Genomic DNA, 12,693 nt, shown 5'->3' with positions numbered 1-12,693 from the left:
ATTAACCTAGTTTATTGGCACCCAGAAAGCCGCCAAAGGGCATGGATAAAGGGCGAGGGAATCGGAGAATGCAGCCACTATATTTCTTCGAGCACCGATCTTTGAGTGCATCAGTCGTTGGCTGGTCTTTTTCATCTGCCACGGGTGGGCCATCATACCCGCAGTCAGCAGAACGGTATTGCCAACTACAAATATCAGCCTGAATCACCCGAGCCGGAATTAATGCGCCGTCAGTTTCACTGGGCAGAGCAAGTACATAGGTCACAAAGTCCGCATTAGAATCTTGTTTCTGTTCTATCAAATATTTGCTCACCGCTTCTCGTGTTGGATCTGCCTGTGGGTTGCCGTTCGGGAAGTTCACTGCATCCAGATAAATCTCAGGCACTTGATGGCGTGTTACTACTGCACCTAGCGCATCATTGAAATCCTGATTGATTGCCGTAATGAACCCGTTAATATTGGCAAAAACCATTTTAGGGCGAGAACTTGGCCCCTTGCCACTCATCTCAAACCCTGTCACTTCAACCGGATACGCCTCATAGCGCATACCCTGCCAGATAACCGGCTGTAACTTTCCGTTCATTCCATCATGAAAACGGTAGATGTCGCCACCAAAGGCTGTTAAATCCATCTCATACAGATTGAGAATGGCATTCTGAGCCAGTTCGGTAACCTCAATCCGCATCTCTTTTGGAATATCCCTCACGCAACCACCTCTTCAAAGACGCAACTAATAGACCACATTAACCGCTGTCGATTCACTGTCCATGAACGGCACACAAAAGTACGTAACTGGTGATCATCACTGGTTAGCCATGCGAATGATTCGACGGCACCTCTGGCTCGCAGAAACTCATCAATGGCTCGCCCCGTTTCCGCCAACTCAACGAAGCTGAGTTGGTACTTTTTGAGCTGATTGTTAATACCGTCCTTGATACGCTGCTCGTAGCCATCGCCAAACTTAATCACTTTAACTCGCGGTTCATGGCTGACTTCATAGTTATCTTGCGGTCGCCATTTAAATTTTGGTTTTGTCATATTTACTCCATTAAAAAACCCTCCGAAGAGGGTTATCTAATAATTCAGTCGAAATTAACGATCATCGAACTTACCAAATATAAAACCGTTAACCTCTGCAAGTTTAACTCTCATTTCTGAATCAGTTTTTAATTTATTGCCGTTTGAGGTTGTTATTTCAACATCGGATAAGTATAAATATTCTATTTCATTAATTTCTTTATCTTTTTCGTTAATCCTATCACCAATATTAAGAATGACATCTAAAAATGCTTGCCCTGCCTCTTGATTCGACGCCATAAAAACCTTTCCAGCGATTAACGTTGAGTAACGCTTATTACTAACAAGCATCCCTGAAACAATAATTCCATTTAAAAATAAAGTAACACCAACCTCAAATCCTTTTTCTGCAATATAAGCAGCGGTTGTAAGATATATATCCTTGGGTTTAAATTCATGAGCAAAAACTTTATCAATACTCTTTAATTCTTGCTGGTTATTATTCTTCTCTTCCATTATACACTCTCGCAATCGAAATTAGATTTATTATCCTATTGATTAAGCAGGCCTCTTTCACGGGCAATTTCATTTACCAATATATCGTAAACTTCCCGCCTAACAAAACCAGACAACATTTTAGCATCTTCCGTCGTAAATTGACCGCTATTGCTGACATTGAAATTATTAATTTGGTTAACAACTATGCCACCATTACCCCCTTTACCCATATCTCGATTACTGATCACTTTACCCCTATCACCCGGCACCAGATATTGATTACCATTGTTGGCCTTGAATATCTCAGGCCTGTTATTCTCGCCAATTCGATAAGCGCCGTTAGGACTGACTGGGCCACCGTTTTTACGAGCACCGAGCAACGCAATCATCGCAGGTACAGCAGTTGCCATTGCCATCATACCGACTGTAGCCGCTGTTCCCATTGTTGCTACGCTGGTAGCCGCAGCAGCAGGAGCCATTGCCGTAGTAATCGTCGCGCCTGTGGCAACTGCCGATGCCGCCGCCGCAGTATTCACGGCCTTACCGATAATCATGTTCTTTATTTGCTGAATACCCATCTGAACCAGTGCAGATACCGCCTCATTCGTGATAGTAAGCGCCAGATTTCTCATAGCTTCATTGGCGGTCTGAGTACCAGTTAGCAGCCCTGTGATAGCATTGGCTGAACGCTGGCCCAATGCTTCAACGGCATCGCCCAGAAATTGATACATCTCATTCTGGCCTTTCCATTGCTCCCATTGAGCGGTAGTCATATCATCATTGAATTTACGGGTCAGTTCAGATTTGAGTTGCAAGATTCGTTCATGCTCGCCAATATCATGAGCATTATAAGCATCCAGCATTGCCATTTTCTGAGCGTATTCATTCTGGAGTTGCTGGATAGGGTCTACTTTACCCAACATTTCTTCATTAAAGCCCACCGATGAATCAACTTTCTTATTAATTTCATCTTCCGTTTGCTTATTCTTATAACGCTCTCTTATCTCTTGCTCGCGCTTATTAAACTCTTCTATTTCAATCAAGCCCTGAACCTTGACGTGCCTCAAATGCTCAAGCTCTTCATCCATTACCTTTTTGGATTTCGCTAAAGAATCTTGTTCAAGCGCCCACTTTCTGGCTTCGTAAGCTTTTTCCAGATCGTATCTTTCTGCTGCATTTCTTCTGGCTTTTTCAATCTGTTCCTCGCCAGAACCTTCCGGCATGGCTTTAGCCGCATCGTACATAGCCATTTCTCGGCTAGCTTCCTCGTAGCCTGTTTTGAGGCGGTCTATTTCGTCACGCTGACGTTTGAGTGCTGCGGTAATATCATCTGATCGCCGTTTGGCTTCATCAGCTGCCTTTTTAGCTGCGTTTTCTGCTTCTCTGGCGGCATCCTCCCGTTGCTTTTCAGCTTCCTTGAGTTTTACGTTTTCTTTAGTTTCCTCCGCTATAATTCCTTTTTGCTTAGGACTGGCCCCTATCTCGTCAGCCTTGAACTCTGCGGCTTTTAAGTCTCTTTTGAGTCCCTTTTGAGTCTTAAGTAATTCATTTTCATTCTTAAGCTTGGTGATAAAATCCGCCGCTTTGTCAGATGCCTGATCAACTTCTCCATTTCTGTTCTTATTAGCATCAGTGTTTTCATTGGTTAGCTTAGTGTTTTCAGCGATGGCTTTACTGGTTAGATCTATGGCTTTTTCGTAATTACTTTCGACTGTTTTCATGTCCTCAAGTTGCCCATTAGCTATAGCTAAGTCCCCCTTGAGTTTATCCATATCTTCTTTGGATTTTTTCGAATAAATGAAACCACCATTATGATCTACATCCCATTGAAGACCACTTACTTTTGTTTCCTGTTTTTTTACCTGCTCGCGCTGTTCAATTAGCTTTCTTTCTAATTCGACTTTATTCGATTCAAGTTTGGCCTTACTCAACTCCTTTAAGTTACCGGTCAGACTCTCGACCGTATTAGATAGATCTTTGGCCTCGTTCTTCGCTTCTTCTGCTCGCTGGTGGAAATAATAAAGCGCTGCTGCTGCCAGCATAACCACACCAAGTGGGCCACCTAAAAATGACATAGCTGCTTTGAGTCCATTCACTGCAATAGTAGCGCCTCTTGAGGCTGCTGCGAATCCTGTTTGAGCGGCAGTGACTGCATTTTGTGCGGTTCCATATGCGACTGTTGCTGTCGTTGCTGTGGCGCGAGCGGCGGTTAATCTGGCAAGTGCTGCTGTAGCTGCATCAGTTCCCTTCGCTGCTGCATATTCAGCCTCAGCAACACGCAGGGCAGATAATGCAGCTTCCTTATCCAGCGCTGCTTTTCTCAACGTCATTTCGGCGGCATAGAGTACACTTTGCGCTTCTGCTTTATTAGCTTGCGCTAATGCTATAGCAGCCCTAGCATTTGTTATCTTTTGGCTCGCCGCTAATGTCATCGCACTAACCATCCTCGAACCCATCACAACGGCTAAAGCAGTCGCAGCACCAGCAACAAGATCCATGTTTTCACTAACAGTAACCAGAGTGCTATTAAATGCTTTAAGCGCTGTTTGAACTGTGGTTGATTGACCAAAGAACCGAGTCATATTGTTAGCTGCCATTTCCATTGACTGGCTCATAGTCGCTGAGGTTTTATCGAATTCTTTAGCGATAGTTCCAGCCTGAGCTAGAAAAGCCTGAGCTACGACCGTGGACGTCAGTTTCCCCTCCGCCGCCATCTTCCTTAGCTGACCAATATTCACGCCAAGGTGATCGCTTAATGCTGCAATTAAGCGACTTCCGTTCTCAGACATGGAGTTAAATTCTTCACCACGCAGAACGCCAGAGGCCATAGCTTGCGAGAACTGAATCATGACGCTCGATGATTCCGCCGCAGTTGCACCTGAAACGACCAGACCTTTTGCTACAGTTTCGGTTAGTTTTGCGACATCATCAGCCGATGTACCATAAGCACGGGTAGCTCTTTCAAGGCGACCATACAACGCGGCGGTAGAATCCAGACTGGCACGGGAGTTTTGAGCAATAGTGAATACGCGCTCAGATACTTCTGCCAGTGATTCATTTGCTTTCGTGGCGTTGACCAGCTTGTTATTCACCGTAACCCACGCATCAGCATAGCCAGCTATTTTCTCAACAGATAACGCTGCTGTTACCGCAGTGGCAGCTCTTGATAGACTCAATATCGCCTTTTCTGCTCCATTAACCGCCTGTCCTGTTTGGTTAAAACGTTGCTCCACCTGTCCCAAGCGCGAATCTAATTGCCGTTGCGCTGTCAGCAATTGCGCTACATCCATTGATACCTGATAAACAATGTTGCCTACTTGATGTTCTACCATTTTCTAGCCCCTGAAAAAATCGCTAAAGCGACTCATTTTTGAACAATAAATTCTTGCCATAGTCCCGAAATGGGACTAGAGTAAAAGTTATGAAAATAATATCCGTTGCATCACTGAAAGCGTTCTGGGAAAAGTACCCGGATGCAGAGCAGCCACTAAGAGCTTGGTTTGATGAGGCTAAAAAAGCCTCTTGGAAAACACCTGCTGACATTAAGGCTCAATACCGCAACGCAAGCATTCTGAAAAATAATCGAGTGGTATTTAACATTAAGGGAAATGATTATCGATTAATCGTCTCCATCTTTTACCCCGCTGGATGGGTATACGTTAAATTTATCGGTACTCACAAACAGTACGATGCCATAGATGCTAATACCGTAGATATGGAGTAAAAATGAATATTAAACCTATCAGAACAGAACAGGATTATCAGGACGCACTGAAAGCCATTGCGCCACTATTCGATAACCAACCCGGAACTGGCACGCCTGAGTTTGATTATATGGAAGTTATGGTATTACTGATTGAAGCCTATGAAGAAAAACATTACCCCATTGACCCGCCAGATCCGATTGAGGCTATTAAATTCAGAATGGAACAATCTGGCCTGACTGTAAAAGATTTAGAGCCAGCCATTGGTAAGTCTAATCGTGTCTATGAGGTTCTGAGCAGAAAGCGTAATCTAACGCTGCCCATGATCCGCAATTTACATGGCATGTTCGGAATACCTGCCGATATCCTGATAAAACAAACAAATAAAGCCCCATAAGGGGCTTCAGTTACCAAACTGGCAGTTTGATGATCTTATTATCTTGCTATAAAACGTTTTCCCATTTTACTTAAAAGCAAAGAAAATAGAGTTGCCAACGAGCCAATGATAGTTATTGATACTCCACCCGTCATATAGAGTTGTCTATCTGCAATCAATCCAGCATTAATCACCTCATCATAACGACTAATGGTTACACTCATGGTAATAGCATAAAAACAAATACAAATGCCAATGAGTGCTAATATAACGCCTATCCCTTTCAGCATAGAGACATCATTAACATTCAACTCGCATTCTTTGGCTTTCATTTCTTCTGCCAACACATTACGCATAGCCATCTTTGCATCGTCAGGTTCATTGAGAATAAAAGCATCAAAGGCGTCATAATAATCTTGATGAGTTAGCATTACCGCATTAAGGTCACCATTATATTGATATTGTCCAGTGGCTTTATTTATCTCTGACATTAACTCTCTTATTGTACGCCTATTGGCCTGATAGCATTCGCTATCATCATTCTTCGTGAAAATTTTGTAGTAATCTCTTGGTTCACCCGGTATTAATACTTCCGACATAATCATCTCCAAAATTAAATTTTTCTCACACTAAAATCATTAAAGACATTTTTCTACAACCTCTTTTCTATTCCATTCAACAGGAAAGCCTCCAGATGTTGTTTTGTAGAATTTCACATTCGACCCATTTGCAGAGCTTTTTACATCTGCAAACATGACATCATTGACAGTAAATATAGTAATTTTGTCACCGAAAGATTCAGTATGAGTTGTATTATCCCTTTCCAGCAAAACTCTTGTATTAGTCCATCCGTTATATATACATCCTGCAAGCTCTTTTGCAGTCTTATTACTATTTCCTTCAAACCGTGGAGTTTCGCTTCTGGCTTCATTGGGGGTTGCCAAGCATCCAGACAACATCAACGTTGATAGGGCCACTCCAACTATTAATAATTTTCTCATCACAATCTCTCATCGTTAAGTTTTGCTCATAATACCAACCAATTAGCGCAAAACAACGCAAAATGCCACCTACTGTACAAATATCAGGCTATACAATTAATCATTATCTATTAAGTTTAGTGCGCCTAATAACCAATTCGGAGGGCGCATGGAACGTTCTAAATATAATGATCACTTCACAAAATTCCCATACAGAAAAGAAGTGAGGGATGACGATATCAATAATGGAGGGATAGATTTAGTAAAAGAACCACATCGAATATCAGAGATACATGAACTAAATGGAGCTTTATGGTTAAAAAACTTCATTATCAACACTAACTCAAATGACAAGCTTTTCATGTCCTTTGGTTGTGTTCAAGGTTCTGGAGATAACAACTCAATACTGGGTTATGTAGATTTATCGTTAAGACCGGAATCCCCAGTAGAATACAGGTCAGATATCAAGATAATGGATGAGTTATTTATTCAATATCTCCGTGATTCAATGATCTCACAGGGAATGGAAAACCCTCAGCAGGCCATCGAATATGCTCAGTCTGTACTTGTCTGGGAGTGGACGCCTCTTGAGATATATGGGAAAACCTACGAGAAATTTTGCGTAACATTTCAGGCCTCAGAGATTGAGGGCATCGTTTGGGTTTTTGATCACCTTGATTGTTTTTTAAATCAGTACTATCCATCAATAAAATCCTCTGTTTGATAATAAAGGCGGTTATTCCGCCTTTTTACATAAAGAAAAATAACGCAAAATGCCACGGTTAAGTGGCATTTATGTGATGGTTATTTGATTAAGGTCGTCCTTGGCTTGGTGTTAGTTCAACAACACCTTAGAGTTCCGCTCAATTGCAGTCTTGAGAGAAAATAAAGAGCCGTCTATATTAGAAAGTGCAGTATTAAACACCTTGGCTATATCAGGAGTTAGGACAGATAAATGCGGGTCAAGTCTGTCCCAAACATCTATCAACGTACCCAGTTCCCTATATGCAGCATTAACATTATCAACTAATCCGCTAGGCTCTGCTTTCGGGATGTACTCGCCTTCAAGTGCCAGCTTATGAATATACTCAATAGCCTGTGGTAACTGCTCAGTAGTTAACTCATCTATATGCTCAACATTGAAGCGCTGGTGAACCAGTGAATATGCTTCTGGATATAAAATACCTTTTTTGCTTACCAGCAGATTAACGGCGTTCTTTAACGGGTTGCGTTGTTGGACTGTGGTTTTACTTTCTACTGCATTAATACGACCATTAACCAAGTTATCATATGCCCTAATGACTTTTAGGGCGAATGTGGCGCTAATCCACATTGCATAGGAATAAACAAGCTCTTTACAAACATAAGTGCCGCCATAGCGACCTTTACGGGATTCGACAGGATTAAATACGCAGATCTGTGTATTTAAAATTTCCTGAATTAATTCATTGGTTTGATCAAGTCTAAGCCAAGCCGCAGGTTCATGTTTACGCTCTCCGCCAGAAGCCTGATGAAGGTCATTAATGGAATAACGCCCTTTGGCGTCTTGGTGAATAGTGATATCAGAGATGATAATTTGATTAGCCATAAATGACTCCTTACTTTTTTCTGAAAAGTGAACAACCATAAAATGGTGCCGGGAGGTTCAGAACGGCAGTAAGCGCCGCGGACTCATTCCCCTTTCGGGTGTTGTATTCGTCGCCCTCCCGACTTTGAGTCAGGGGAGTGATAGCCGTAAGGCTACCATCAAAAATTAGGCATAAAAAATCCAACACTGACGGGGTTGGTTTTGACCGCTTACTTGAGGTTCTGACGCCTCTAAGACAAGTGTATAAAGCAATGTTTATAATGTCAATAACAGTTGAGTTCATCATCGGTACATACGGCTCACCATTATAATTAACAACATAGAGATCTGAGCCATAAAATGGAACGTTAATAGTTTTACTAACGCTTTTAGTTGCTATAATAGACATGTCTATTTTCCTTGAGATGGTATTAGACGATTTAGAAGCCCTCTGACTATTACCAGTAGTCGGGGGCTTCGTTGTTTTAGAGCGGTACTATTTATTACGTAATTGTAACCTTTTGTAAAGACGATATATTTCGAATTGCGAGACACCTCGTATTTTCAACCATTTACACACGAAATACGTGTAAATTTGTATTGTTAACCCTAGCAATCACTGTTAAATTGGTTAATCCTGTTGAAAAGATCAGTATTTGATCACTGTTCGTGGCGCTCAATCCTTAAGCTGCTTTATCCACACTCAGTAATTTAGCCAGTTTGGAAATTCCTTTTGCAGTCACAAGAACTTGTTCGCAAACTCGTTCGGTTCCATCGTCTTTAGCGATAATGGTTATTTTGTGCTCCAATAACCCTTGCTGTAATTTGTCTTGATAGCCAACCCAAGACTTTTTACCTAAACGGCGATAAATCCACTTGTTTGAAGAAAGAGTATCGAAAAGAGTTTTAGGCTTGATTTGTAGATGTTTCGCTGCGTCTGTAACGCACATACTGCCAGTTGATTTTTTTGGCGATACGTTCGAAGGCGTCTACATCCGGTTTCATTTCTTCGACCTTGTGCTCAAGTTCCGCTTTCTGTTCTGCTAAATCAGCGGCCAAGCGAAGTGCCTCGGGTAAGGATTGGGGGATCTGCATCTGAACTTGATCAACCAACTTACCAGAACGGTAATCAATGAAAGTCTGGTTTACCTGCAATTGAAATGATGGGCTGATCCACCCTGCATATGAAACAGCGAGAAGTTCATGTGCGAATGTGCCGGGGTTAGTACCGCCTTTTTGTACTTTGAGCACTTCTTGACCTAAGGCGGAATTCTGCCTTAGCTCATCAACAAGCTCCTGAGCCTGTTTTGTTTCGAGCCAAGTCTTAGGGCGCTTGGCATCTTTACCACCACTAGCCTTATGAAGCGCATTCAGATTAAAACGACCTTCTGAATCGGTAGTGATTTCTACGCCTGCAATGACAGGAAGATTTTTATTTGCTACATTATTCATATTGTCACTCTCTGTTATGGGTTGACACGTTGGTTTCTTCGAACGTTACTGACAAATTAGAAGCCTCAACTGCTCCAACAGTTGGGGTTTCGCTTTTATTGAGCCTCATGTTGCATCTTCTCTATCAATCCATACGCCTTTTTTAACTGATAAATAACTTCAGTATTGAATTGCCGACTCTCTTTCTCTCCGTTCTCCTGAATAGCCTTGCAAATATCTTCAGGGAATCGAATCTTGCGTTGGTACATATCTTTTGCTTTCTGCACTTTTACTCTCCTATTTAATTGTCACACCGTGCGTCACAATCTAATTGTCACACCGTGCGTCATTGAAGTCAACCCCACCGTGCGGCATAATTTTAAAATTAGTTATTTGACCACAACCGGAATTCATTATGAGCAGAGAAGACCCGCAATTACGAATTAGGCTTCCCATTGAATTAAAAGAAAAAATTGAGGAAACAGCAAAGGCGAACTCTCGTTCTATGAATGCAGAAATCGTGCAGAGGCTGGATGTTAGTTTTTTAAACGAGCCACCTACAGAAGAACTAATTTCAGCTAAAGATGCTGTTCACATTGCAAGCAAAGCAAGGGAGAAATTATCAGGTGTTATCCTCAAAAGAACATTTAATGAGATAAACAAAAAAATCCGCATTGGACACACACAATTCTCTGTCTCTCTTGATGATTTGGAGCTAGATCTCCTCGATGAGGATGAGTTTGATTCTGTGCTCAAACCAACACTCGATCAACTAAATGATCTTGGCTATGAAATATCAGAAAAAGCATCCGATGCTGATGGCATTTTTGTCGTCATACCGGATGAAAAATAACCATCTGAAAACTGCAACAAAAAAGCCCCGTAAGGGGCTGTTTACATAGATAACGCTTTCAGAACATTGACAGGATCTTTCTCTATCGCTTTCAACAGGGCTTTTGCTGGGCCAGTCGGTTCTCTCCTTCCTTGTTCCCAATTACGTAGAGTTCCAACATTAACGGAAATTAACTTAGCAAAACCCGTCTGACTTAAGCCAGTCGCCTGACGAATGCTTTTTACCTTCACCGCCTCAACAAGTGTTTCACGAGAAGGCGCACGCTCGCCATCAATAATCTCATTCATTTGTGCCATGCTTTCGGTGAGTCTGGCAAATAATTTGCTATCCATTGTTACCACCTCTCATTTAATGCTCTCAGGACTTTCTTTTCTGATTCACTGAGGTCGTCTTTGACGCCTTTTTTGTAAATCAGCAACAGTCGGATATGTGAGACATCGACTTTGTAATAGTAAATAACACGCACACCACCACGCTTGCCTTTACCTCTGGATGCCCACCTGACTTTACGTAGTCCACCTGTGTGTTGGATAACATCACCCGCCGTGGGATTGTCTGCAAGGTATTGCTGAAATTCACGATATTCATCATCGCCTAACAGCTCTTTGCAATCTTCGGTAAAGATAGATGTCTCGATAAATATCATATCTAAGTGCGCCAATGGTGTATGATTGATACAATAATAGGCTTATTTATAACATAAGTCAATGGCGTATATGCGAGCAAAATTTGAAAGATTGGTGTCTATTTCTTCATACTCACCAGTCTTCGCTTACCGCTCATCAGGTCATTAGTACGCTGATCATCGGCATCAATAACGGCGTCATATTCCTCACGAGTGAAGCCTTTCTCATCAGGGAACTTGGCTTTCAACATCATCTGAAATTCGGTCATCGTTAACTGCTCGGCTTCTTCGCGGGGCATATTGAAATGGGTGCGTGCTGCGTTGATATATTCAATGGCCTTAAACTGGTCAGAAAACGCTTCCGCTCCTTCATGTCGCTGGAGTTTGCGGATTTTGACCCGACCGATAACACCATGCGTTATCAGTTCGCAAGCAATGACAATGATGTCATTAATTGGCAAACTACCCGGACGATACACAACTCCTTTTCGCCCCGGACGCCATTCACCGATTAGCTCTTCCACGTCATCGTTACAGCACGCCTGTATCACTATCATGGCAGTTGACAGGACATTGCGGCCAAATGCAGGTTTGCGCATCAGTTTAATCAGCCAATCGGGAAGTGTGCCGTAAACCGCCAGCGCTCGGTTAATTAACTCCTGAGTTTCTGCCCCATTGAGAAAAGTGTAAGTCGCCACAATCTGGTGAGGTGTACCGATACGTGTCATTGCTGCAAAGGATGGCCGTAGAAAAAAATCTCGTTTATTAGTAGAGATAATCATCTCACCAATATCAATAATGGGCGTCATAACTCCTCCTCCTGAACATTATCAAGGGCACTCGTAAGCACCCTTTGTAATGTTATGCCGTGACGGTCACTGCACATTTTGCGGATTTATTGCCGTCCCGTGTTTTCACTGTGATATTGGCGGTTCCTTCCGTAATGCCTTTTACTGTTACCACGTTACCTATCTGGCTCACTGTCGCAATGCCGGGCTTGTCTGATACTGAGGTATAGGTTTTGTCAGTAGCATCAGTAGGATTGAAATTAACTACGAATGAGCCAGTTTTCCCTACTGCTACTGTCAATGACTGAGGGTTAACAGAAACTGATTGCACCGCAACCTCTTCAATTAACCATTCAACCGTATCAGCGTCACTGACTTTCAGTTCGCCAGAGTATGTAGCAAACTCGCTAGAGCCAAACTGAGATGACCATGATGTAAACACCATGTACGCCTGTAGTACCAGTGTATCTTCGCCGGTGAAATCCATTTGTACCCAATACGCCGGCTGGCGGCCCGCTTGAACCTCCTTCGGGATTTCCTTCAATAAACGCAATGGCCCAAAGTCATCGTTCTTGTCCCGCTTGCGGTACTCACCATCAAAACTAATGGTTAAGTCCATACTGGTTACGACGCTTTCCACCAGCCCTTTTGAATCATCAGCCTCAGATGTCAGTGTGTTGGGTGACAGGTCAAATGATTTGGTGGTCAATGCACCTATCCGAAAAAATGCAGATTGATCTGGCACTGCATCAGGGCAACCCTGCGCAATGCGAATAATAGCGTTACGACCAATCAATTTATTGGTTTCTACCGGGCAATCTGCCATGTGAATAACCTCGATTAATAGATATTAA

General features: G+C 42.5%; 18 protein-coding genes. 4 read left to right on the top strand and 14 right to left on the bottom strand.

Going from position 1 to position 12,693, the window contains the following annotated elements; all coding sequences use genetic code 11:
* Position 1: 1 nt before the first annotated feature.
* Genes PXH59_RS03830 through PXH59_RS03815 form a run of 4 tightly spaced genes read right to left on the bottom strand, consistent with a single transcriptional unit; the run spans position 2 to position 4,847 of the window.
* Positions 2-706, bottom strand: coding sequence for a phage minor tail protein L (locus PXH59_RS03830; RefSeq protein WP_285810429.1), 705 nt, complete (start codon positions 704-706; stop codon positions 2-4).
* A complete protein-coding gene (locus PXH59_RS03825) occupies positions 703-1,038 on the bottom strand; it encodes a phage tail protein (protein WP_285810428.1) in 336 nt (111 codons plus the stop codon). Before PXH59_RS03825 ends, PXH59_RS03830 begins: the two co-directional genes overlap by 4 nt.
* 54 nt (positions 1,039-1,092) lie before the next feature.
* Positions 1,093-1,533: a GvpU-like protein gene (locus PXH59_RS03820; RefSeq protein WP_285810427.1), complete on the bottom strand. Its 441-nt coding sequence runs from the start codon at positions 1,531-1,533 to the stop codon at positions 1,093-1,095.
* Positions 1,534-1,568: 35 nt separating this feature from the next.
* On the bottom strand, positions 1,569-4,847 hold the full coding sequence (locus tag PXH59_RS03815) for a tape measure protein (protein ID WP_285810426.1): 3,279 nt from the start codon (positions 4,845-4,847) through the stop codon (positions 1,569-1,571).
* An 89-nt stretch (positions 4,848-4,936) separates the two neighbouring features.
* On the opposite strand from PXH59_RS03815, the gene PXH59_RS03810 reads away from it, so the two are divergent.
* Positions 4,937-5,239, top strand: coding sequence for a type II toxin-antitoxin system HigB family toxin (locus tag PXH59_RS03810; RefSeq protein ID WP_047767331.1), 303 nt, complete (start codon positions 4,937-4,939; stop codon positions 5,237-5,239).
* A gap of 2 nt (positions 5,240-5,241) precedes the next feature.
* The gene (locus PXH59_RS03805; RefSeq protein ID WP_285810425.1) at positions 5,242-5,616 is read left to right on the top strand and encodes a helix-turn-helix domain-containing protein; all 375 of its coding nucleotides are present in this window, start codon (positions 5,242-5,244) and stop codon (positions 5,614-5,616) included.
* Positions 5,617-5,654: 38 nt separating this feature from the next.
* Here the strand turns inward: PXH59_RS03805 and PXH59_RS03800 are convergent, their stop codons facing one another.
* Together PXH59_RS03800 and PXH59_RS03795 are read right to left on the bottom strand one after the other, a co-directional pair.
* Positions 5,655-6,194 carry a hypothetical protein gene (locus PXH59_RS03800; protein ID WP_047767327.1) on the bottom strand — a complete coding sequence of 180 codons (540 nt, stop codon included), beginning with the start codon at positions 6,192-6,194 and terminating at the stop codon, positions 5,655-5,657.
* A gap of 39 nt (positions 6,195-6,233) precedes the next feature.
* Positions 6,234-6,596, bottom strand: a complete 363-nt coding sequence (locus PXH59_RS03795; protein WP_285810424.1) for a hypothetical protein — start codon at positions 6,594-6,596, stop codon at positions 6,234-6,236.
* A 148-nt stretch (positions 6,597-6,744) separates the two neighbouring features.
* On the opposite strand from PXH59_RS03795, the gene PXH59_RS03790 reads away from it, so the two are divergent.
* A complete protein-coding gene (locus PXH59_RS03790; protein ID WP_285810423.1) occupies positions 6,745-7,299 on the top strand; it encodes a hypothetical protein in 555 nt (184 codons plus the stop codon).
* A 111-nt stretch (positions 7,300-7,410) separates the two neighbouring features.
* Here the strand turns inward: PXH59_RS03790 and PXH59_RS03785 are convergent, their stop codons facing one another.
* The 4 genes from PXH59_RS03785 to PXH59_RS03770 all read right to left on the bottom strand — a co-directional run bounded on the left by PXH59_RS03785 (position 7,411) and on the right by PXH59_RS03770 (position 9,860).
* Positions 7,411-8,163, bottom strand: coding sequence for a KilA-N domain-containing protein (locus tag PXH59_RS03785; RefSeq protein ID WP_285810422.1), 753 nt, complete (start codon positions 8,161-8,163; stop codon positions 7,411-7,413).
* A 662-nt stretch (positions 8,164-8,825) separates the two neighbouring features.
* On the bottom strand, positions 8,826-9,092 hold the full coding sequence (locus PXH59_RS03780; protein WP_285810421.1) for a phage antirepressor KilAC domain-containing protein: 267 nt from the start codon (positions 9,090-9,092) through the stop codon (positions 8,826-8,828).
* Positions 9,049-9,594 carry a KilA-N domain-containing protein gene (locus PXH59_RS03775; RefSeq protein ID WP_285810420.1) on the bottom strand — a complete coding sequence of 182 codons (546 nt, stop codon included), beginning with the start codon at positions 9,592-9,594 and terminating at the stop codon, positions 9,049-9,051. Before PXH59_RS03775 ends, PXH59_RS03780 begins: the two co-directional genes overlap by 44 nt.
* A 95-nt stretch (positions 9,595-9,689) precedes the next feature.
* Entirely contained in the window at positions 9,690-9,860 is a 171-nt protein-coding gene (locus PXH59_RS03770; RefSeq protein ID WP_285810419.1) for an Arc family DNA binding domain-containing protein, read from the bottom strand.
* A 128-nt stretch (positions 9,861-9,988) separates the two neighbouring features.
* Here PXH59_RS03770 and PXH59_RS03765 point away from each other — a divergent pair, with 128 nt between their 5' ends.
* Complete coding sequence (locus PXH59_RS03765; RefSeq protein WP_285810418.1) at positions 9,989-10,426, top strand: Arc family DNA-binding protein; 438 nt, start codon at positions 9,989-9,991, stop codon at positions 10,424-10,426.
* A gap of 41 nt (positions 10,427-10,467) precedes the next feature.
* Here the strand turns inward: PXH59_RS03765 and PXH59_RS03760 are convergent, their stop codons facing one another.
* The 4 genes from PXH59_RS03760 to PXH59_RS03745 form a co-directional block, all read right to left on the bottom strand.
* A complete protein-coding gene (locus PXH59_RS03760; protein WP_285810417.1) occupies positions 10,468-10,758 on the bottom strand; it encodes a helix-turn-helix domain-containing protein in 291 nt (96 codons plus the stop codon).
* A 2-nt stretch (positions 10,759-10,760) separates the two neighbouring features.
* Positions 10,761-11,072 (bottom strand): type II toxin-antitoxin system RelE/ParE family toxin, encoded by a 312-nt coding sequence (locus PXH59_RS03755; RefSeq protein WP_047767317.1) that lies wholly within the window; start codon positions 11,070-11,072, stop codon positions 10,761-10,763.
* Between the two features lie 98 nt (positions 11,073-11,170).
* Positions 11,171-11,860, bottom strand: a complete 690-nt coding sequence (locus tag PXH59_RS03750; RefSeq protein ID WP_285810416.1) for a DUF6246 family protein — start codon at positions 11,858-11,860, stop codon at positions 11,171-11,173.
* Positions 11,861-11,912: 52 nt separating this feature from the next.
* Entirely contained in the window at positions 11,913-12,665 is a 753-nt protein-coding gene (locus PXH59_RS03745; RefSeq protein ID WP_285810415.1) for an Ig-like domain-containing protein, read from the bottom strand.
* Positions 12,666-12,693: the final 28 nt, after the last annotated feature.

This window comes from Xenorhabdus bakwenae (assembly GCF_030272115.1).
In the GTDB taxonomy this organism is placed as follows: Bacteria; Pseudomonadota; Gammaproteobacteria; order Enterobacterales; family Enterobacteriaceae; genus Xenorhabdus; species Xenorhabdus bakwenae.
This window is presented reverse-complemented; position numbering and strand designations above follow the sequence as displayed.

Bases quoted from the DNA above. Each gene is read 5' to 3' on its own strand.
- PXH59_RS03825 (WP_285810428.1), bottom strand. From the start codon at position 1,038: ATGACAAAACCAAAATTTAAATGGCGACCGCAAGATAACTATGAAGTC.
- PXH59_RS03820 (WP_285810427.1), bottom strand. From the start codon at position 1,533: ATGGAAGAGAAGAATAATAACCAGCAAGAATTAAAGAGTATTGATAAA.
- PXH59_RS03815 (WP_285810426.1), bottom strand. From the start codon at position 4,847: ATGGTAGAACATCAAGTAGGCAACATTGTTTATCAGGTATCAATGGAT.
- PXH59_RS03810 (WP_047767331.1), top strand. From the start codon at position 4,937: ATGAAAATAATATCCGTTGCATCACTGAAAGCGTTCTGGGAAAAGTAC.
- PXH59_RS03805 (WP_285810425.1), top strand. From the start codon at position 5,242: ATGAATATTAAACCTATCAGAACAGAACAGGATTATCAGGACGCACTG.
- PXH59_RS03800 (WP_047767327.1), bottom strand. From the start codon at position 6,194: ATGTCGGAAGTATTAATACCGGGTGAACCAAGAGATTACTACAAAATT.
- PXH59_RS03795 (WP_285810424.1), bottom strand. From the start codon at position 6,596: ATGAGAAAATTATTAATAGTTGGAGTGGCCCTATCAACGTTGATGTTG.
- PXH59_RS03790 (WP_285810423.1), top strand. From the start codon at position 6,745: ATGGAACGTTCTAAATATAATGATCACTTCACAAAATTCCCATACAGA.
- PXH59_RS03785 (WP_285810422.1), bottom strand. From the start codon at position 8,163: ATGGCTAATCAAATTATCATCTCTGATATCACTATTCACCAAGACGCC.
- PXH59_RS03780 (WP_285810421.1), bottom strand. From the start codon at position 9,092: ATGTGCGTTACAGACGCAGCGAAACATCTACAAATCAAGCCTAAAACT.
- PXH59_RS03775 (WP_285810420.1), bottom strand. From the start codon at position 9,594: ATGAATAATGTAGCAAATAAAAATCTTCCTGTCATTGCAGGCGTAGAA.
- PXH59_RS03765 (WP_285810418.1), top strand. From the start codon at position 9,989: ATGAGCAGAGAAGACCCGCAATTACGAATTAGGCTTCCCATTGAATTA.
- PXH59_RS03760 (WP_285810417.1), bottom strand. From the start codon at position 10,758: ATGGATAGCAAATTATTTGCCAGACTCACCGAAAGCATGGCACAAATG.
- PXH59_RS03755 (WP_047767317.1), bottom strand. From the start codon at position 11,072: ATGATATTTATCGAGACATCTATCTTTACCGAAGATTGCAAAGAGCTG.
- PXH59_RS03750 (WP_285810416.1), bottom strand. From the start codon at position 11,860: ATGACGCCCATTATTGATATTGGTGAGATGATTATCTCTACTAATAAA.
- PXH59_RS03745 (WP_285810415.1), bottom strand. From the start codon at position 12,665: ATGGCAGATTGCCCGGTAGAAACCAATAAATTGATTGGTCGTAACGCT.